The sequence below is a fragment of the Methylovulum psychrotolerans genome (assembly GCF_002923755.1).
GTDB lineage: Bacteria > Pseudomonadota > Gammaproteobacteria > Methylococcales > Methylomonadaceae > Methylovulum > Methylovulum psychrotolerans.
The window spans coordinates 251,356-271,496 of sequence record NZ_PGFZ01000003.1 but is presented as its reverse complement, the minus strand read 5'-3'; the positions used below and the strand labels follow the sequence as shown (position 1 = coordinate 271,496).

Sequence of the window (20,141 nt, the reverse complement as noted above, 5' to 3'; positions counted from 1 at the left end):
ACCGATGCGTACGCCTAGCCCAAACGATGCCGCCCACGTCCAGGCACTACTCCACGCGTTAGCGGCAACAGCCGCGCCCCCTTCTGGCGACACCTTACCGGAAGCCCGTTACCGCGAACTGTACTGGCAAGGCCGCATTACCGATGACGACCTCGCGGCCGCCTTCGGCACTGATTTGGGTTGCCAAACCGCCCCCCTATCGGCATCTGCCCCCACCCGCCAAGCCGTCTGCCGGATTGCCCTACTCTTTGACTTATCTGCCCTTAACCCTTGCCAATTGGCTTGGCATATTGAAGAACGCGCGGCGTTCCAGCATATTCAAGCGGATGTGCCGGTAGCCGTACGCCGCCAATTATTGGCGGCGGAACCCGAAGCCCCAATGCTGCAAGCCCTATGGGCGGCCTTGGTAGAGATGCTGGAGATACCTGACGGGGCTACAGACCCCGACACGCGTGACGAGGGGGCAGGCGGCTTTATACATACCGAATTAAGGCAACTGGCCGATACCGAACTGACCCGTTTACTGGCCACCTTAGGTAGCGCCGCAAGTTTACGCGATGTTGTTCAAGCGCTCAGCGGCACGGATCTGAAGACCTTGGTGGATGGCCATTTGCGGCAAATCTGCACCGCGCTGGCGGCCGCGCCCAGTGCTTGGGGCGCACACGGCCAAGTGGCGGATGGGTACGGAACGTGGCGGCTCCTCGCCCGCCAAGATGCCGGACTGTTTTTACAGCAATTGCCGGACTGGCAAGACATTATTGCCCAACTGCCGGACACGGCGATAGCGGCCATCGTCTGGCAACTGCACAGCCTCGATATACCGCCCGGCCAATGGGCGGCCTATTTGCGCCATTTAAGCCAAGAGTTGCCGCTTTTGCCTGGACTTAACCCTGCATCCGCCACCGTCTTGGCGGACACCTTGGCCATTCGCCTGACGCTGGACAGGCTATGGCTCAACCAAGTGTGCCATGACTTATGGAAAATTGAAGCCAACGCCCATGCCCTACAGAGCTATTTCCAAAAAAATTTATCGGAATTTTGGGTACGCCTGCACCTATACCAAGGCGGCTTGCCGGAATATCTTAGCCAACAGGCCGAAGCCCTGATTATCCGTTCCGGTTCAGAACGCCAATGCCGCCCTGATTGGCAGCATCTGGCCGATGTGCTGGTACTGAGGCAACGCCGCCTGGCCCGTAGCCCCGCGCCAGGCGATAGTGTTTGGCGCTTATTCCGGCTCTGCCAACATCTAGGCCTGACGGCCAGACAGGTGCTAGATTGGCCAAAAACCGACCTGCTGGAACTGCTGGCGCTGTTGGATGCCCTGCCTTTAAGCGTACGCGCAAGGCTCTGGCAAGCTGCCGACCGCCACCATTACCAGCAAGCCTTGGCGACACAGCCTAATCTCCCGTGTACGGCATTAGTGCCGCTGCATATTATTCATAGCGCTAACTATGCCAATGGCCTCTTGGCAACGCTGATCCGACCCGCTGCCGCCAGTTCCACCCTACTTGGCCGGGCTGGCTTGGCGCATGGAATAGGCCGCTATCTGAGCGCGATGCTGGCCGCACCGCTAGTCTTGGCACAGCTTTTGGCAGAATGCTTAGGTGTACTGCCCAATCCGTTGTTATCAGTTAGCACAGAGGCGGACATCGACCGTTTAGCCCAGTGGTTAACCGCCCAAGGTTTGGCGCAGACAACGGCCAATAAAATCCTGCTGCTCACTGCCAATGCCGATAGCCCAGAGGAAACACATCGCCTTAAGCTGTTGGTAACACAGCTCAACCGGCCAGAAACGCGTCACCTGTTACAAGCGCGGGGCATTTTTCTCAGTGCCGACACTTGGTTTTTAGTGGCCAGTTATGACACAATGACTGGCCTGCTGGCTTGGCATGGCCTAGAAACCTTGGCAAGCCTTGTTTAAGCTTGGCCGTTCGGACACCTGCTGCCATTCACTATAAACACTACGAATAATGTTGTTATACAATAGCTTATCTGTACAAAAAGCCATTATCTGGTAGTATAACGCTAACTCAAAAGTCAAGTGCAATAACGCCGCCGAAGCGGCATTACACCTTAACTGAACACCTTTCATTAATTCAGGCACGGCGCGGATAAGCCACTAACCGACCGACCGCCAAGCGTTGCCACACTCTCAGGAAGCCGTTGATGACTGATCGCCAACCCCCAGATGAAACCACCCTCACTCCCGAACAATACAGCATTTGCCGTTTAAAAGGCACGGAGCCGCCGTTTACCGGCAAATATGTCGACTGCAAAAAAGTCGGCACTTATCATTGTGTCTGCTGCGGCAACGCCTTGTTTGCCTCGTCTACTAAATATGATTCCGGTTCCGGCTGGCCCAGTTTTTGGGAGGTGCTCAGCCCCGACAGCGTTGCCGAACACAGCGACACCACTTATGGTATGCGCCGTGTCGAAGTCACCTGCGGGCGTTGCGCCGCCCATTTGGGCCACGTCTTTACCGACGGCCCGGCCCCGACCGGGTTGCGTTACTGCATTAACTCTGCGGCACTTAATTTGCAAGAGGCCTTATGAACGCCCATCACCACACCCAAGAACTTTTGGCCTTTATTGATGCCAGCCCCAGCCCTTGGCATGTGGTGGCTAACCTGACCGAACGCTTAGAAAACCTCGGCTTTGTTGCCTTAGATGAAACGGCTCCTTGGCAATTGCGGGCGGGCGGACATTATTATGTCGTCCGTGACGATTCTTCGATCATTTTCTTTGCCTTAGGCGAGCAGCCGCTTGATGACACCGGCTTTAGAATCCTGGGCGCCCACACCGACTCGCCGGGCCTGCGGATCCGCCCTAATGCCGGTAGTTGCTTAGAAGGCTTTGTGCGCTTGGGCGTGGAAATTTATGGCGGGCCGATTCTGGCGACCTTTACCGACCGCGATTTGAGCTTGGCCGGACGGGTCAGCTACAAAACCGCCGACGGGCAAATCGCCAGTGGTTTGTTGCGCTTTGAACAGGCCCTGCTCAGATTACCCAATTTGGCTATCCACTTAAACCGGGGGGTCAATGACGACGGGCTCAAGCTGCAAAAACAAAACGAGCTGCCCTTACTGTTAAGCAAATGGACGGAGGCGCAACTGCCGCCGGATTATTTTACCTGCCTGCTCCAAGAACAATTGGACAGTAGCGCCGAACAAATCCTAGCGTGGGATTTGGCGGTCTATGATACCCAGCCCGGCGCGTTTTGGGGGGCTAACCAAGAATTTTATGCCGACAGCCAATTAGACAACCTGGCCTCTTGCCATGCCGGCCTGACTGCTTTCTTGGACGCGAGCGTCTTAGACAGCGGCAATACCGTCGTCTGCGCTTTTTTTGACCATGAAGAAATCGGCAGCGAAAGCCATAAAGGCGCGGCGGGCAGTTTTTTGCCCGATGTCCTCAACCGCATCGCCCTCGCCACCGGCACCTCCCCCGAAGCCTACCACCAAGCCTTGGCGCGTAGCCTGATGGTCAGCGCCGATATGGCGCACGCCTACCACCCTAATTTCCCGTTGGCTTACGAACCCGAACACAAAGCCATTGTCAATAACGGCCCGGTCATTAAGGTTAACGCCAGCCGCCGCTACAGCAGCGAAAGCGGCTCGGAAGCCCTGTTCGCCCATTATTGCCAAGAAGCGGGGGTACCTTACCAATACTATTCCCACCGCTGTGACCTGCCTTGCGGCAGCACCATAGGCCCTATTGCTTCGGCAAAACTGGGCATCCGTTGTGTCGATGTCGGTAATCCTATGTGGGCCATGCACAGCCTCCGCGAAAGCGCAGGGGTACTGGATCACAATTATATGATTTTGGCTCTGAAAAGATTCTTTTGTGGCTAATAATGCAACTATACTTAGAGCACCCCAATTAATTCTATTTGTAGGCCGGCCTTTTGCACCCCCTTTTCTCTTACTGCCACCAGCGTTTGCTAGGTACGATAATAAAAACCGTAAGATCTCCAGTGCTGTGTCTGGTTTTTGGTGGGCTATTATTGTCGCCACCTGTGTGTGCCGATGATGTCGAATATAAAGTTAAGGCAGGTTATCTTTATAATTTCACTAAATTTATCACTTGGCCACCGGACACCTCCGCCAAGTTTAATCTGTGCATCTTCGGCAAAGACCCGTTTGGCGGCCTAATAGACCCTATCCAACAGCACCAAGCGTTCGACAAAGCGATTAAAGTGATCCGTTTAGACAGCGCCGAAGCACTGGTCAGCATCAGCAAATCCACAATATGCCATATTCTCTTTATCAGTTCGGCCATTGAGCATATCCCCGTGCAAGACGCAAAAAATGTTTTAATTGTCGGTGAGAGCGAAAATTTTGCGCTGCAAGGCGGCATGATTGGCTTTGTCAATGAAGATGGCCGGATTAAATTACAAATCAATCGGCAGGCACTAAGGCGTAGCGACTTGAAAGTCAGTGCCAAACTCTTTGAAGTTGCCGACGTTATTGACGGTGATGGCCATGATTAATCAAATCCGCAACTTGTCCATCCACGGCAAACTGCTGCTGACGGTCTTATTCCCTAGCATCATCTCCTTGTTCTTGGCGGGGTTCTTTTTATTGATGCTGGAGACGGTAGAATTTAAAAAAGTCGCCCAGAACGACCTGACCACCTTAGCGACCGTCATCGGCAACCGCAGCACCGCCGCGCTGATGTTCGGCGACCCTGGCTTAGCGGAAGAAAACTTGGCGGCCCTGAATTTCCAACCCGCCGTGCAGGCCGCCTGCGTCTATAACAAACAAGGGCTATTGTTTGCCGATTTTATCAAAGTATCAGAACCTACTGCTTGGCATTGCCCGCCTACCAGTGCCGGGCTATCTAGCCATTATGAGCATAGCCTGCTGTGGGTGACGGAACCCATTACCGATAAAGACGGCCCGCAAGGGAGTATCCTCGTCCATGCCAATTATGCCGAAGCCTACTGGCATAAAATAGAGTTCACCGTCGTGGTGTTTCTCGTTTTGGTGTGCGGTTCGGTCTTGGCGTTCTTTTTGACCGCCCCGTTCATTAAACTGATTGCCTTACCTGTAAAACAGTTGGTGACCACCGTCAAAACCATCAGCGAGACCAAAGATTATTCTTTACGCGCCAACAAGCACTACCAAGATGAACTGGGTTTGCTGGTCGATGCCTTTAACGAACTGATCGATAAGGTGGAAACCCAAAATCAGGCGTTGACCCGCGCCAAAGACCGTTACTTGGCCCTGTACGACGATAACCCCACGATGATTTTTAACCTCAGTGAGCAGGGGCAGATCATGTCGGCCAACCTGACGGGCGCCCACTATTTGGGCGCGGCGGTCAGTGCCTTAGAAGACTGCTCGATTCTGGATTTTGTCCATCCTGCCGATTTGGCGCTGATGCACGAACTGATGCAGCAGTGCCTTACGTCCCCATCCATCGTCCATAAACAAGAGCTCAGGCAAGTTTGCCAAAACGGGCGGATTATTTGGGTCAGGGCCACGGCCCGGTTAGTCGCCTACGATAAGCAGCAGAACAGCCTGCTGTTAGTGTGCGAAGATGTCACCGAAGCCTATAACCTCAGCCAGCAAATCGCCTACCAAGCCAGCCATGATGCCCTAACCGGACTGGCTAACCGCAGTGAATTCGACAAAGCCATCAAAGAAGCCATCGCCTTGGCCCATACCGACAACTCCGAACATGCCTTGTGTTATCTTGACCTTGATCAGTTCAAAATTGTTAACGACACCTGCGGCCACATGGCGGGTGACGAATTGCTCCGGCAACTGAGCGACTTACTGAAAAAACAACTGCGCCGGAACGACTTCATCGCCCGCTTAGGCGGCGACGAATTTGGTGTCCTGATGTATAACTGTAGCGTCGATCAAGCCATTGCCGCCAGCGAGAAAATCCGCGATTTTGTCCGCGACTTTCATTTTGCCTGGGATGACCGACGCTTTTCGGTCGGGGTCAGCATCGGCATCGCCTCCATCACCGACACCAGCGGCAATGCCGTCAACCTGCTGAAAGAAGCCGATGCCGCCTGTTACGCGGCCAAAGACAAGGGCCGTAACCGCGTGCATGTCTACCGCCCTGACGATAAGGAGTTGGCCCTGCGCCACGGCGAAATGCAGTGGGTGCAACGTATCGAACAAGGCTTGGAACAAAACTTGTTTTGCCTGTATGGGCAACCGATTGCCAGTATCGCCCACCGTGATGAAAAACTGCATTTTGAAACCCTGATCAGATACCGCGATACCCAAGGCCTGATTATCCCGCCGGGGGCCTTTTTACCTGCCGCCGAGCGCTATAACCTCGCCCCGCTGATGGACCGCTGGGTTATTAAAAACCTCTTCGAATGGATTGCCACCACCCCCGGCTTTCTTAACCGACTGGCCTTATGCTCAGTCAACTTATCAGGGCTATCCCTCTCGGATGAAACCTTGTTTAAATTTATCCTTGAGCAGTTTGCGGTCTGGGAAATCCCCACCCATAAAATCTGTTTTGAAATCACCGAAACCGCCGCCATCGCCAATCTGACCAGTGCGACCAAATTTATCCAGCAATTGCGTGATAAAGGTTGCTCGTTCTCTTTGGATGATTTTGGCAGCGGCCTATCGTCTTTCGCCTACCTAAAAAATCTGCCGGTGGATTTTTTAAAGATCGACGGCTTATTTGTCAAAGACATTTTGGACGATAAGATAGACCTCGCCATGGTCAAAGCCATTAACGAAGTCGGACAAATGATGGGTAAAAAAACGGTTGCAGAATTTGTTGAGAACGAAAAAATATTTAACTTGCTTAAAGAGTTAGGTGTAGATTATGCTCAAGGCTACGGTATTGGCAAACCAGTGCCTTTGAATGAGTTAAAACTGATAATCCCCTTTTCCATGTGACCGTTAATGAACATCAAGGCCATCACTTCCGCGAGTTTTCTACTGTTTGCTTTTTGCACCAGCCCCAACAAGGTTTGCGCAAAAGCTGAAGTTGACGATTATTTTGCCTTGTCGCCTGCGGAATTGGCCAATATACCTGTCTCCATCGCCACCGGAACCCCTAAGCCTATTTTCCAATCGGCAGCGATCACCAGTGTCATCACTGCCGACCAGATTAAGGCTATGGGCGCTACCGAACTGCATGAAGTGATGGAAACCGTGCCGGGTGTCCATGCCACCTTGAAACCGGGCGATTACGATTATAGCTATAGCATACGCGGCATCAGTAACAGCAATAACTCAGAAGTGCTGATCCTTTTGAACGGCACCCGCATCACTACCCCGTTTGGCGGCTCCCTGATGACCACCACAGAATTGCCGCTGGCCGCCATCCAGCGCGTGGAAGTGATCCGCGGCCCCGGTTCGGCCCTTTATGGGGCGGATGCGTTTGCCGGGGTCATCAATATCATCACCAAAAAAGCCGATGACATTAACGGCACCAAAGTCGGGGTACGGGCCGGCAATTGGGATAGCCAAAACGCTTGGGCGCAACATGGCGGCGAATGGGGCGGTTGGAAAGTCGCCACCAGCCTGCAATACCAACATAGCCAAGGCGATAATGGCCGGATTATCCATCAGGATGTGCAGACCACCTTAGACAATGCCTTTGGCACCCATGCCTCCCTCGCGCCCGGTGCCTTAAATACGCGCAACGAAAGCTTAAACGCGCATCTGAACCTGGAACGCAAGCACTGGGATATCGGTTTTTGGACGTTCAATTCGATTAATGACGGCGTAAGGGGCGGCAATGCCTCGGCATTAGACCCTAATGGGCTAGCCAATGGCGAACAATATCTGGGTGATGTGCGTTATTCGACAGAAGATGAATTTACTGACTGGGAGTTTATCGCCCATACCAGTTATCTGCACTCTGATTTTCTCGCGCAACTGCAACTGTTCCCTAATAACGCCCGCCTGCCAATTGGTGCTGACGGCAATATTAATACCACGGATCCGGTGGCATTAATCAATTTTCCTAATGGTGTCAATGCCAACGTTGGCCGGGTGGAGAATATCCCGTCACTGGAGTTTACCTCTATTTACCGTGGCTTGGACAGCCATATCTTACGCGCCAATACGGCTTACCGTTACGAGCAATTTTCTGCGACGGAAAGCAAAAACTTTGGCCCCGGCGTCATCACTAACACGGCACAAACGGCCATAGACGGGCAATTGACCAACCTCACGGGTACGTCCTATGTCTACTTGGCAGATACCAGCCGCTCCGTCGGGTCTTTGGTCGCCCAAGATGAATGGCAAATAGCCCGCGACTGGCAACTGACTTCAGGGGTGCGTTACGACAATTATTCCGATTTTGGCGGCACGGTAAACCCTCGGGTCGCTTTGGTTTGGGATATGACCGAGCAGATGACCAGCAAACTGCTTTATGGACGGGCCTTCCGCGCCCCTAATTTTTCTGAATTGGGCACCCAAAACAATCCTTTTGTCTTGGGTAACAGAAACTTAAAGCCGGAAACCATCAACACCACAGAATTGTCTTTTGACTACCGGCCTTGGTCGGCTTTACGGACAACGGTAAACTTATATTATTACGAAATCAACAATCTGATCTTAGCGGTGGCAAAAAGCGATGCCTCCACCCCGCAATACCAAAACATCGGCAACCAAAACGGCTATGGGTCGGAATTTGAATGGGATTGGCAATTAAGCCAACAATGGCAACTTAAAGGCAATTATGCGTGGCAACATGCCATTAACGAAGCGACCAACCTGCGCGTCACTGGCGTACCTGAGCACCATGTTTACGCCGCTTTGGGTTGGCGATTCTCCCCCCAGTGGCATTTACAACCCCAAATTAACTGGATAGGCGGCAGGACTAGCGCCATAGGCGATTTCCGCCCGCTGAACGATTACGAAACGGTGGACTTGACCCTGCGCGGTAAAAAGCTATTGAAACACCTTAACTTTTCCGCCTCCTTGCGCAATGCGTTTGGCGTACACCCGCTCGAACCCGCCGTTTCATCGTTCCCACAAAACTTGCCTTTAGCAGGCCGGAGCTTTTATTTTGAGGCTTCTATTGATTTTTAAATGTTTAGGCTATCCCTAAAGCTTGTCTTAAAAATTAACGCATTGTTATTGCGTAGCCCTTCCTAAGGTTTTCTGCCTACACACAGTATGATATTAACGGCGGCAAAATACACCCCTTCGGCATCTGCTTGGGCTTGGCTGCTCCGCCATTGCTGAAGCTCTTCCGGGCTAAGCAGGCCGGCTTCGAGCATGGCCTGTTCGTTCCTATCCGCCTGTATCGACAAACGCAGGAAGGCATTGCTAGTGACCGTAACGGGAAAGGTTTGGACACGGATGTCCGTTAAGCCTTGTTGCTTAAACAAACGGTTCAAGGTGCGGCCTGAATAACCGTTATTCAACGCCGGCGAAGCCGCATAACGGGCTATCCGCCGTTCTATGTCGGTGTCCTCGCTATCAATGGAGAAACTCCCCCAGTCCGGATCGATAATAACCACCCAACCTTGGGGCTTGGTTACCCTCACCAGTTCGGACAAGGCCTGTGTAGGTTCCGGTAAATGCTGGAAAACCCGCTCACTGCGTGCAGAATCAAAATAATTGTCTGCAAACGGCAAAGCCATTGCATCGGCTTGCTCATGCCTGACCCAAGTAGCAACCCCCGCCTGTTCGGCACGTTGCTGGGCGTGTACTAGCATATCGGCATCATAATCAACCCCGACCACCAGCCCTTCCCTACCGACAAGCGAAGCGAGCGGAATGGTGTCGGTACCTGGCCCGCAACCTAAATCAAAAACCTTATGGCTTGGTTGGATATCCATAGCGGCATAGCTGGATTGCTTGATGTCTCCGAGCAATTCGGCAATTTTATCGAGGGCATCGCTATCTATATAGCCTTTCGGTAAGGGCATTATCTATCCTTTTTAATATTAACAATAAGTAATCCCTTCGCTTAAAGCGCGGTGATTTTAAAATAATAACATAAGTAGTTTGAAAAGTCTGGCGAATTCGTATTATAAGTGCATAGAAAGCATCGCCATTCCGGCATACCCTCAGGCGCATAAAGGGATTGCCGGCATGACGGGGAGTTATAGACCTTGTATTCATTAACGGTAAAGAAACCGCAAAACCCCTATAAGGTTAGGCTTTAAAATGATGGGCTTTACCCCATTCAAAAGCCTTCAAGGCACCTCGCAGACAAAACATCCCCTGCCTATAATATTAGCTGCAATCGCCCTATTTACAATAGAATCTTTCCAAACAATCTGCCTGCCACATCCTGCCATACGTTTAGTTATTTTATTGTAACCGCACAATCCTCCGCATTGAACTTGTCCGGCTTCCCATGCACCAATACCTTACTGCCATTGTTTAGTTTGCTTAAGTCACCGCCAGTGGTATAACAATCACTAAAACCTTAAGGGAAATCACCATGAATTTTACGCTGGAACACCATAACGGCTGTCAGGTCTTGTTCGTCCAAGAGGAACGGATTGACGCGCATAATTCTATCGCCTTAAAAACCGAGCTGTTACAGCAGCTTGAGCAAGGCGGCGGGACGCTGATAGTGCAATTGGCGCAGGTGCGCTTTATCGATAGCTCCGGTTTGGGGGCGTTATTATCGGGCCATAAACAGGCGGCGCTGCACGGCGGCAAATTGGTATTGGTCAACATTCAGCCGCCGGTATTGTCGATGTTTGAAATCACCCGCCTAAACCGGGTGTTTGAAATTTACACCGACCTTGACGAAGCGCTTACCGCGCAAGCCTAGCCCTTACTTTGGAGAAATGCGATGAGTCCGGCGATTATTCAGGTCGATGTCATTATCCCGACCCAAACCCGTTATTTGGATCTGATCGGCAGTATCGGCGGACATATCGCCAAAGAATTGGACAATTATACGGGCGACCGGACGGCGCTGGCCTACCACCTTAACCTGGTCTTGACCGAAGCGACGGCCAACGCCATTAAGCACGCCCATGATAAAAATAGCCAAGAGCTTAAAGACACTAAAGAGGCCAAGGATACGGTCAGGATTTGTATCCACATCGAAGACAAGCAACTGACCATTAAGGTCTATGACCATGGTCAAGGCTTTGATTTGGAAACGGTGGCGGCACCTGATTTCGACAACCCCCAAGACCACGGCATGGGCTTGTTTTTTATTAAAACCTTTATGGACTCGGTCACTTATACCCAACAGGCCGACGGTAACGTGCTGGAGATAATTAAATTTTTATGAATACGGACGCACTCTCATTAGCTTGGCATCAGCACTTTCAGCACTTGGCGGCACGCGCCTTGGGGTCGGCCACGGCGGCGCGGCTTAGCCAAACCTACCCGCCCTTATTGGGCGGCGACTATCAGGCCTTGGTATCGCCGCGTTTCGCACTGCAAGATATGCTGCATCTGGAACGCTTAGCGGACGACGAAGCCCACAGCGTCAGCCTGTTACGGCCTTGCCAAAACGTCGGTGAGTTTCGGCTGCATTTTTACAGCCAGCAAGAACGCTTTTTGGATGAATATATCCCGCTGTTAGAACATGTCGGCTTGCGGGTGCTGGATCAGGTGCAGTTTAAGGTGGTAGTGGACGCTAAGCTGTTTTTTATCAAAAGTTTTACCATTAAGGCCGCGCGTGGGCAACAGGCGGATTTTAGGCTGTTGCGGCCCCGGCTGTTGGCCTGTTTGCAGGCGGTGATGGACGGCAAGATTGAGAACGACCCCCTCAATAAACTGTGTGTGCTGACCGGACTGGCCTGGCAGGATATTGACCTGCTCCGTGCCTACCGCAACTACTTCTTGCAGCTCGACCACCACACCAGCCGCACCAGCGTTAACCATGCCTTGATTAATAATGCAGGGGTGGCGCATAGCCTGTTCAATTATTTTGAGGCGCGGTTCCGCCCCAATCCGGCTTGGCAATCCGCCATGCGCCGTGAAGAGTTGGCCCTGTTCCCTTTACGTTTGCAGTTGCTGAAAAGCCTGCAAGCGGTGGCGGATATGAACGATGACCGCATTTTGCGGACACTGTTTAATCTGCTGGATTCGACTATGCGCAGTAACTTCCATGTCCGCCGCCAGTTAGACGATTATTTTATTGCTTTTAAGGTTAATAGCTTAGGCGTGATTGATATGCCCATGCCTAAGCCGCAATATGAAATTTATGTCCATGCCGTCGATATGGAGGGCATCCATTTGCGCGGCGGCAAAATCTCACGCGGCGGCATCCGCTGGTCGGATCGCCAGGATGATTTCCGCACCGAAATTTTAGGCCTGATGCAAACCCAAATCAGCAAGAACGCGCTGATTATCCCGACCGGAGCCAAGGGCGGCTTTGTCGTGAAAAAGAACGGCGGCAAGCTGGATGTGAAAGCGGCGGGGAAAAAAGCTTACCTTAAACTGATGCACGGCCTGTTGGATTTGACCGACAATTATGTGGACGGGCAAATCGTCGCCCCGCCCAACCTGGTCACTTATGACGACCCCGACCCTTATCTGGTGGTGGCGGCGGATAAAGGCACAGCGCAATTTTCCGATATTGCCAACGGTGTCGCCGCCGACTACCATTTTTGGTTGGGCGATGCCTTCGCTAGCGGCGGCTCCTACGGCTACGACCACAAAGCCTTAGGCATTACCGCACGGGGCGCATGGGAATGCGTCAAACGGCATTTCCGGGAACTTGGCAAAGACATCCAACAAGAAGCCTTTACGGTGGTCGGTATCGGCAGTATGGACGGCGATGTGTTTGGCAACGGCATGTTATTGTCGCCGCATATCCGTTTATTGGCGGCGTTCAGTGGCCAGCATATTTTTATCGACCCGAACCCTCCCACTGACGGCAGTGCCTTTAACGAGCGCCAACGCCTGTTTGACTTGCCCGGCTCAACCTGGGATTGCTATAACCGTGGCCTAATTTCCGCAGGCGGCGGCGTGTATGCGCGGGCGGATAAGGACATTCCCATCTCCCCCGCCGTTCGCGAGTGGCTGGGCTTGCGTTATAAGGTCTTGGACGGCGAAGCCCTGATCCGCGCCTTATTGGCGGCACGGGTGGATTTGTTATGGCTGGGCGGCATCGGTACTTACGTTAAGGCCAGCAGCGAAAAGACCGAGGAAGTCGGCGACCGCAGCAATGATAATGTCCGTATTAACGCCTGTGATTTACAGGCGGCGGTGGTCGGCGAAGGCGCGAATTTAGGCTTTACCCAAAAGGCGCGGATTGAATTTGCCTTGCGCGGCGGGCGCATCAATACCGATGCCGTGGACAATTCGGCGGGGGTGGACACCTCCGACCATGAGGTCAATTTAAAAATCCTTCTGACGGGCTTGCAGAAAAAAGCCGTCATCAACGATTATCAAGCCTTATTCACCGATATGACCGAAGCGGTTTGCCATCTGGTCTTAGCCAACAATATCGGCCAAAGCGGCTGCCTGTCGTTGGAGCAACTGCGCGGGGCAGGGGCTATCGAAGCCTATCTGCATCTGGCCGAACGCTTGGAAGCGGCGGGTTTCCTCGATAAGGCGGTCGAGTCGTTCCCGCCCAATAAGGTCTTGTTGCAACGCCCCGGACAAAGCCTCACCCGCCCTGAATGGGCAGTGCTGCTGGCGGCCAGCAAACGTTATCTGACGTGGCGCATCCACCAGCAAGCCGAGTTGCTCAACGACGAATGCTGCGGCTGTTATTTGCAGGGGTATTTTCCGGCGCAATTGTCCTGGCATTACGCCGCCCATTTGCGCAACCACCCCTTAGCCAAAGAGATTAAGGCGACGATGATCAGCAATAAGATCATCAACCAAGCAGGTTGTGGCTTTTTAAACCTCACCGCCGAAGCCGACAATGTCCTGGAGGCGGTAGCTTGTTATTTGAGTTTTGACCGGATCTTCAACGCCGATGCCTTACGCGCCGCCATTGCCGCCCTGGATAATCATATCCCCACGGCCAGCCAATACGCCTTATGGCTGCAACTGGAAACCACCCTGCTGACCGCCTGCCAATGGACGTTGGCAACTCAGCCCTTACGCCCCGACAGCGCCACCATCAGCCGCTACCGTGGCTATCTGCAAGACTATTTTGACTGCCTGCGGCAACAGCCGCCGCCAGTGTTAGTGCAATTGCGCCAAACCTATTTGCAACAAGGCATTCCCGCCGATTTGGCGGAAGCCATCGCCCTGTTGGCCTGTCTGGATGATTTCCCCTTACTGGTCGCCCTAGCGGACAACCAAGCTATCAGCGTGATGCTGCAACGCTACAACGACACCGCCGAGTATTTGGGCGTTAGCAAGATGCTCGAACGCCTAGCGGGCGTACCCTGCCACGATGCGTGGGAGCGCACTGTCGCCACCGACCTGAAAGCCGAACTGAAACAGACGGTCGGCAGGCTGAGCCAAACCATCCAAGCCAGCCCGGCCTCCAGTTGCGCCGGCTATTTCGCCCTAGCCGCTAACACACCTTTATTGGAAAAGTATCGGCGGGTTTATCAAGAAGTCAGCAACGCCCCACCGCTGGATTTATTGCCGCTGGTGGTGTTGGCTAAGGCCTTGGCGAAATTGGTGGCAGGGTGAGGTCAGGGCCATCATGGCGCGTAGAACCATGATGGCTTTGCGGTTGCAGATATTATCCGTTCTCAACCCTCTCACTTAGGGATGGACATCTTGCCCGCGCTTGCGGAGAGAAAAAAACCTCCCCGCAACAGGACTTAGGTTTATGTAAGCGGGCCTTAAACCACCATAAAATCCGCCGCCGTCATCGCCAAGCCTTTGCCCAGCAATGCGACCAACACCGCTGCGCCCGCGCCGCTGCCGTCGGCATCATAAAACAGGCCGCCGGACACCGTGTTGTAGAGGATATGGTCGGTGCTGTCCACAACAGTGCCGTTGCCAATGATTTTAAATTCTGCCGCTGTTAATGCGCCCGTGCCCGTCAGGGCGGTGAAAACGCTGTGGTTGAAGCGGAGGGTGTCGTCGGCGACGTTAAAGTCGGTGATGGTGTCTTTATTGGCCGCACCTAAGGCACTGCCAAAGACAAAGGTGTCTTGGCCTAAGCCGCCTTGCAGCACGTCGCTACCCAAGCCGCCGTCCAGTACGTCGTTGCCCGCACCGCCCAACAAGGTGTTGTTGTTGGCATCGCCCGTCAGGGTGTCGTTATAGGCGCTGCCGTTGACAACTTCTATGCCGCTTAGGGTATCCACGCCCTCGCCGCCCGTGTCTTGCGCGGTTGTTATCGCCAAGTCGATGGTCACACCCGCCGTCGCGCCGTAGTATTGGGCAATATCGATGCCATTACCGCCGTTAAGGGTGTCGTCACCCGCGCCTCCTATCAAGCTGTCGTTGCCGTCATTGCCATTGAGGGTATCGTTACCGACATATCCAAACAAGGTGTTATCGGCGGCATTACCCGTCAGGACGTTATCCAGTTGGTTACCGATAGCCGTCTGCGCTCCAGTCAATAAAATGAGGTTTTCCAATGCGTAATGATCAGAAGTCTGTAGGTTGAAATTCACCGAACTATAGACACTATCATTACCCCTATTGCTGTATTCATAAATAGAGTCTAACGCACTGTCTACCCAGTAAGTATCATCTCCGTATTCACCCTGCATCGTGTCGTTGCCTGCGCCGCCATTCAAGACATCATCGCCATACCCACCATATAAGGCATCGTTGCCATCCCCGCCGTTTAGGGTGTCGTTGCCGGCACCACCCAATAACACATCATTACCCGCTAAGCCATTTAGCGTGTCATCGCTGTCGTCATAGCCGCGCAAAGTGTCATTGCCCGCCGTCGCATGTAACACTTTTGGCTCAATGTCGGCCCAAGCCCACAGTGTGCCGTCGCTAAATTGGAACTGCTCCTGATGGTAGTTATTGCTATAAAAATAATCACTGAGAACCAAGCTGTTACTATTGCCAAAACCCAGTATCAAATCGTTATTCACACGGCTGACAGAAGCAATATCGGCAGCAACCCTATCGGTAAACTTAACCACATCGTGGCCGCTATAGCTGAAAATAATATCTTGCCCGTCATTTTTGGCAATGAGATAGGTGTCGTCACCATAGCCGCCATCCATCGTGTCGTTGCCTGTACCGCCATTCAAGCTATCGTTGCCAGACCCGCCATTCAGGGTATCGTTGCCCGCTCCGCCATTTAGGGTGTCGTTACCGTTATCGCCCAGCAAACGGTCATTGCCCGCCAATCCGTCCAAGGTATTATTTTGCCCGGCATAACCATAAAGGACATCATTCCACGCTGTACCTTGCAATACTTTAGCGTTCACGGCCGCCACATCCCAAACAATGCCATCACTAAACTGGAATTGGCCGATACCGGGCGCAGCATAATAAAAATCGGTGACCGTCACTTGGTTGCCGCCGCCATAATTCAACACCAAATCATAGCTAACGCGGCTTACCCGCACGAGGTCAGTAGTAGCGACATCGGTGAACTTCAGCACATTGCCGCTGCCATAATCGCTAATCGTATCTTGGCCATCATGTTTGGCGATCAAATAGGTATCATCGCCTGCATCACCCGATAAGTGATCATTACCCTGACCGCCATTAAGACTATCATTGCCGTTCCCGCCGGACAGATAATCGTTACCCGCACCACCCTTCAGGGTATCATTGCCGGCAAAGCCCATCAGCGTATCATTGCCCGCCAAGCCGTCCAACACGTCGTCGCTATCGCTATAGCCGTATATCGTGTCATCGCCAGCGGTCTGCTGGATCACTTTAGTTTTTACAGTCGCCCAATCCCACACCACCCCATCACTAAACTGGATTTTCTCGATACGAAAATCCTCTGTGATGCTAGCGGCGTAGTAATAAAAACTCACCGTCAATTGACCGCCATTACCATAATTTAATTGCAAATCCGTGCCATAAGTCCCTACCCTGCCGACTCGGCTAATGTCTGCGGCGACCATATCGGTAAATTGGACGGTATCGTTACCGCCAGTGTCGACAAGCGTGTCTTGGCCGTCGTTTTTGGCAATGAGAAACGTGTCATCCCCCAAGCCGCCAGTTAGGGAATCATTACCTAAACCGCCATTTAAGGTATCGTTGCCGTCCCCGCCGTCCAACCTATCATTGCCTAAACCGCCGTCCAAGGTATCATTGCCGTCCCCACCATACAACCCATCGTTACCCAGCCCGCCAATCAGGCTATCGTTACCGCCATAACCGCTTAAACTGTCATTGCCCGCCAAACCATTCAGCGTGTCGTCGCTGCCATCAGCGCCTAATAAAGAGTCATTACCGGCAGTGGCTGGAGGCAGGGTTTTGGCTTTGATGTCTTCCCACCCCCAAACCGTGCCGTCGCTAAACTGGAAATGTTCGGTACGGTCATTTAACGCAAAAGGATTTACAAAATACCTTTGAATCGTCAATTGGCTGTTACTGCCATATTTGAGCAGCAAACTGGCGCTTGAGCTACCTACCCGGCTGACTTGGGTGATGTCGGCGGCGGTCATATCGGTAAATTTGACGGTATAGTTACCGTTAGGATCAGCAAGCGTATCCTGACCATCATTTTTGGCGATCAAATAGGTGTTATGGTTGCCATACCCGCCATTCAGGGTATCATTACCCAAGCCGCCGTTCAGGGTATTGTTGTCGCCATAACTGATGAGGGTATCATTACCCGCCAAGCCGTTCAGGGTATTATTGCCGTCATAATAACCATATATAATGTCATTGCCACGGGTAGGTGTTTGGAGGGTATGCGCCTTGAGATCTGCCCAGCCCCACACCACACCGTCGCTGAAGCGGAACTGTTCAATAAGTGCCTTTGCCTCAGAAAAATAATCTCTTACGGTCAATTGCCCCCCAGGATAGGCCAATAACAAATCAGTGCCATTGTCGATACGGCTGACTTGGCTAATGTCGGTACTGGCGACATCGCTAAATTGGACGGCATCGTTGTCTTTTTGAGGCACACCGTTAGAATCTACAATCCCATAATCTGCAATAGTGTCTTGGCCGTCATTTTTGGCGATCAGGTATGTGTCGTCACCAAACCCGCCTTCCAAAAAATCATTGCCCTGCCCACCGTTCAGCGTGTCGTTGCCGCCATAGCCATGCAGCGCATCATTGCCCGCCAAGCCGTTCAGCGTGTCGTTGCTGTCATCATAGCCAGATAAATCGTCATTACCGCTGGTAGGGATCTGGACGATTTTTGCCTTAATATCTGCCCAACTCCAAACGGTTCCGTCACTAAACTTGAATTTCTCGATACTGCCGTATGCAGACCAAAAATAAGACTTTATTGTCAAAACGCTATTAACGCCATAAGTCAACACCAAGTCGCTGCCGCTGTAATCCATCCGGCTAACCCCCGTAATGTCGGTGGCGGCAAGGTCGGTAAACTTGAGCGCATCAGTTCCCCCATCATCCAAAACACTAGCCCCTAAGCTAGCTTTACTGATTAGGTATGTGTCGTTGCCCATCCCGCCATAGAGATAATTAAAATCCGTTCCGCCATTTAAAACGTCATTACCTGCTTCACCAAACAGCGTATCAAAGCCTATCCCGCCAGTCAGAATGTCGTTACCATCCCCACCAACCAGGTTGTCGTTACCGCCAAAACCATTAATAATATCGTCGCCGGATGTGCCTGTATAAATATTGTTACCGTTATCGCCGTTGTAAATCGCCATTTGCCTTTCACCGTGGGGGGGGTTGCCGTTAAAAAAAACCTACTACTATGATAGTAATTATAGATCCTATTGATGACAATCGCGAGAAACGGTTTTATCAACGGGGTGTTTTTTGTCGCCCCCAAAACGGCAACAGGGGCGGCTCCGTTAGAAGCCGCCCCTGTTGGGTGATAACAAAAGCCCGGTGTTTTTACCTTACCCTACACCACCATAAAATCCGCCGCCGTCATCGCCAAGCCTTTGCCCAGCAATGCGACCAGCACCGCCGCGCCCGCGCCGTTGCCGTCGGCATCATAAAACAGGCCGCCGGACACGGTGTTGTAGAGGACACGGTCGGTGCTGTCCGCCACGCTACCGTTGCCGATCACGGCAAACTCCGCCACCGCCAACGCGCCCGTACCCGTCAGGGCGGTAAAGATGCTGTGGTCTAAGCGGATAGTATCGTCGGTGACGCTAAAGTCGGTGATAACGTCTTTATTAGCCGCGCTTAAGGCACTGCCAAAGACGAAAGTGTCTTGGCCTAAGCCGCCTTTCAACGCGTCGCCGCCCAAACCGCCGTCCAGCACATCGTCCCCCAAGCCCCCCAGCAGCGTGTTACTGGCGGCATCGCCCGTTAGGGTGTCGTTATAGGCGCTGCCGTTGACGACTTCAATGCCGCTTAGGGTATCCACCCCCGCGCCACCCGTGCCTTGCGCGATTGTTATCGCCAAGTTGACGGTCACGCCCGCCGTGGCGCTGTAGTATTGGGCAATGTCGATACCATTACCGCCAAGCAAAATATCAGTGCCCGCCCCGCCCATCAGACTGTCGTTGCCGTCATTACCATACAGGGTGTCGTTGCCGTCGCCGCCAAACAAATTATTATTATTGGCGTTACCCGTTAAGGCATTGTCCAATGGGTTGCCGACCGCCGTTTTCGCTGCCGTCGCACCTGCCAGTAAGCTAAGGTTCTCCACATTGAACACCCCCGCCCCCGATAAACTAAAGTCCACCGAACTGAAGATGCTGTCATTACCCTGATTGGCATATTCAAACACGACATCTAAGGTGCTATCGACACTATAAGTATCATCGCCTGTGCCGCCGTACATCGTATCATCGCCTATGCCGCCGTCCAACGTATCGTTGCCGCCGTAGCCGATCAAGGTATCATTGCCCGCCAAACCGTTCAGGGCATTGTTGCTGTCATCGCCGACCAAAAAATCATTACCGTCCGTCGCCTGTAAAACTTTCGCCTTAATGTCGTCCGAACCCCATACCGTCCCGTCGCTGAATTGGAATTGCTCGATACGGTAGCTGTCCGTATAAAAATAAGACCCGACCGTTAGATGGCTACCGTTACCGTAGGCAAACACCAAATTATTATAGGGATCGCGGCTCACGGTAACGTCTGCTGCGGTGACATCCGTAAATTTGACGGTATCCGTACCGCCACCGTAATCACCCACCCCATCTTGCCCGTCGTTACTGGCGAACAGATAAGTGTCATCCCCTGCGCCGCCAGACAAACTATCATTGCCCGTCC

General features: G+C 52.7%; 12 protein-coding genes. 9 read left to right on the top strand and 3 right to left on the bottom strand.

Going from position 1 to position 20,141, the window contains the following annotated elements; translation table 11 throughout:
* The first annotated feature begins 4 nt into the window (after nt 1–4).
* From AADEFJLK_RS09220 to AADEFJLK_RS09190, 6 genes are all read left to right on the top strand, one after another.
* Nucleotides 5–1,921 carry a putative inorganic carbon transporter subunit DabA gene (locus AADEFJLK_RS09220; protein WP_103974035.1) on the top strand — a complete coding sequence of 639 codons (1,917 nt, stop codon included), beginning with the start codon at nt 5–7 and terminating at the stop codon, nt 1,919–1,921.
* A 245-nt stretch (nt 1,922–2,166) separates the two neighbouring features.
* Nucleotides 2,167–2,553, top strand: coding sequence for a peptide-methionine (R)-S-oxide reductase MsrB (gene msrB / locus AADEFJLK_RS09210; protein ID WP_088619804.1), 387 nt, complete (start codon nt 2,167–2,169; stop codon nt 2,551–2,553).
* Complete coding sequence (locus AADEFJLK_RS09205) at nt 2,550–3,851, top strand: M18 family aminopeptidase (protein WP_088619803.1); 1,302 nt, start codon at nt 2,550–2,552, stop codon at nt 3,849–3,851. The genes msrB and AADEFJLK_RS09205 overlap by 4 nt, the downstream gene beginning before the upstream one ends.
* 122 nt (nt 3,852–3,973) lie before the next feature.
* The gene (locus tag AADEFJLK_RS09200) at nt 3,974–4,489 is read left to right on the top strand and encodes a YfiR family protein (RefSeq protein ID WP_157679220.1); all 516 of its coding nucleotides are present in this window, start codon (nt 3,974–3,976) and stop codon (nt 4,487–4,489) included.
* The gene (locus tag AADEFJLK_RS09195) at nt 4,482–6,878 is read left to right on the top strand and encodes an EAL domain-containing protein (RefSeq protein ID WP_103974168.1); all 2,397 of its coding nucleotides are present in this window, start codon (nt 4,482–4,484) and stop codon (nt 6,876–6,878) included. The genes AADEFJLK_RS09200 and AADEFJLK_RS09195 overlap by 8 nt, the downstream gene beginning before the upstream one ends.
* Nucleotides 6,879–6,884: 6 nt before the next feature.
* A complete protein-coding gene (locus AADEFJLK_RS09190) occupies nt 6,885–9,026 on the top strand; it encodes a TonB-dependent receptor plug domain-containing protein (RefSeq protein WP_103974033.1) in 2,142 nt (713 codons plus the stop codon).
* A 62-nt stretch (nt 9,027–9,088) separates the two neighbouring features.
* On the opposite strand, the gene AADEFJLK_RS09185 is transcribed toward AADEFJLK_RS09190, so the two are convergent.
* Nucleotides 9,089–9,871, bottom strand: a complete 783-nt coding sequence (locus AADEFJLK_RS09185; protein WP_088619800.1) for a methyltransferase domain-containing protein — start codon at nt 9,869–9,871, stop codon at nt 9,089–9,091.
* Between the two features lie 521 nt (nt 9,872–10,392).
* On the opposite strand from AADEFJLK_RS09185, the gene AADEFJLK_RS09180 reads away from it, so the two are divergent.
* From AADEFJLK_RS09180 to AADEFJLK_RS09170, 3 genes are read left to right on the top strand one after another with little or no spacing between them, the layout of a single operon-like run.
* Nucleotides 10,393–10,731 carry an STAS domain-containing protein gene (locus AADEFJLK_RS09180; RefSeq protein WP_103974032.1) on the top strand — a complete coding sequence of 113 codons (339 nt, stop codon included), beginning with the start codon at nt 10,393–10,395 and terminating at the stop codon, nt 10,729–10,731.
* Nucleotides 10,732–10,752: 21 nt separating this feature from the next.
* A complete protein-coding gene (locus AADEFJLK_RS09175; RefSeq protein WP_088619798.1) occupies nt 10,753–11,202 on the top strand; it encodes an ATP-binding protein in 450 nt (149 codons plus the stop codon).
* On the top strand, nt 11,199–14,519 hold the full coding sequence (locus tag AADEFJLK_RS09170) for an NAD-glutamate dehydrogenase domain-containing protein (protein WP_103974031.1): 3,321 nt from the start codon (nt 11,199–11,201) through the stop codon (nt 14,517–14,519). Before AADEFJLK_RS09175 ends, AADEFJLK_RS09170 begins: the two co-directional genes overlap by 4 nt.
* Nucleotides 14,520–14,674: 155 nt before the next feature.
* Here AADEFJLK_RS09170 and AADEFJLK_RS09165 read toward each other — a convergent pair whose 3' ends face one another.
* Nucleotides 14,675–18,616 (bottom strand): calcium-binding protein, encoded by a 3,942-nt coding sequence (locus AADEFJLK_RS09165; protein ID WP_146054549.1) that lies wholly within the window; start codon nt 18,614–18,616, stop codon nt 14,675–14,677.
* 200 nt (nt 18,617–18,816) lie between these two features.
* On the bottom strand, nt 18,817–20,141 hold a 1,325-nt coding region (locus tag AADEFJLK_RS25075; protein WP_211299182.1), incomplete at its 5' end, for a calcium-binding protein.

What these genes read in the sequence shown, in the direction of transcription:
- AADEFJLK_RS09220 (WP_103974035.1), top strand. Translation starts at nt 5, where the DNA reads ATGCGTACGCCTAGCCCAAACGATGCCGCCCACGTCCAGGCACTACTC.
- AADEFJLK_RS09165 (WP_146054549.1), bottom strand. Translation starts at nt 18,616, where the DNA reads ATGGCGATTTACAACGGCGATAACGGTAACAATATTTATACAGGCACA.
- AADEFJLK_RS09190 (WP_103974033.1), top strand. Translation starts at nt 6,885, where the DNA reads ATGAACATCAAGGCCATCACTTCCGCGAGTTTTCTACTGTTTGCTTTT.
- AADEFJLK_RS09170 (WP_103974031.1), top strand. Translation starts at nt 11,199, where the DNA reads ATGAATACGGACGCACTCTCATTAGCTTGGCATCAGCACTTTCAGCAC.
- msrB (WP_088619804.1), top strand. Translation starts at nt 2,167, where the DNA reads ATGACTGATCGCCAACCCCCAGATGAAACCACCCTCACTCCCGAACAA.
- AADEFJLK_RS09180 (WP_103974032.1), top strand. Translation starts at nt 10,393, where the DNA reads ATGAATTTTACGCTGGAACACCATAACGGCTGTCAGGTCTTGTTCGTC.
- AADEFJLK_RS09195 (WP_103974168.1), top strand. Translation starts at nt 4,482, where the DNA reads ATGATTAATCAAATCCGCAACTTGTCCATCCACGGCAAACTGCTGCTG.
- AADEFJLK_RS09185 (WP_088619800.1), bottom strand. Translation starts at nt 9,871, where the DNA reads ATGCCCTTACCGAAAGGCTATATAGATAGCGATGCCCTCGATAAAATT.
- AADEFJLK_RS09205 (WP_088619803.1), top strand. Translation starts at nt 2,550, where the DNA reads ATGAACGCCCATCACCACACCCAAGAACTTTTGGCCTTTATTGATGCC.
- AADEFJLK_RS09175 (WP_088619798.1), top strand. Translation starts at nt 10,753, where the DNA reads ATGAGTCCGGCGATTATTCAGGTCGATGTCATTATCCCGACCCAAACC.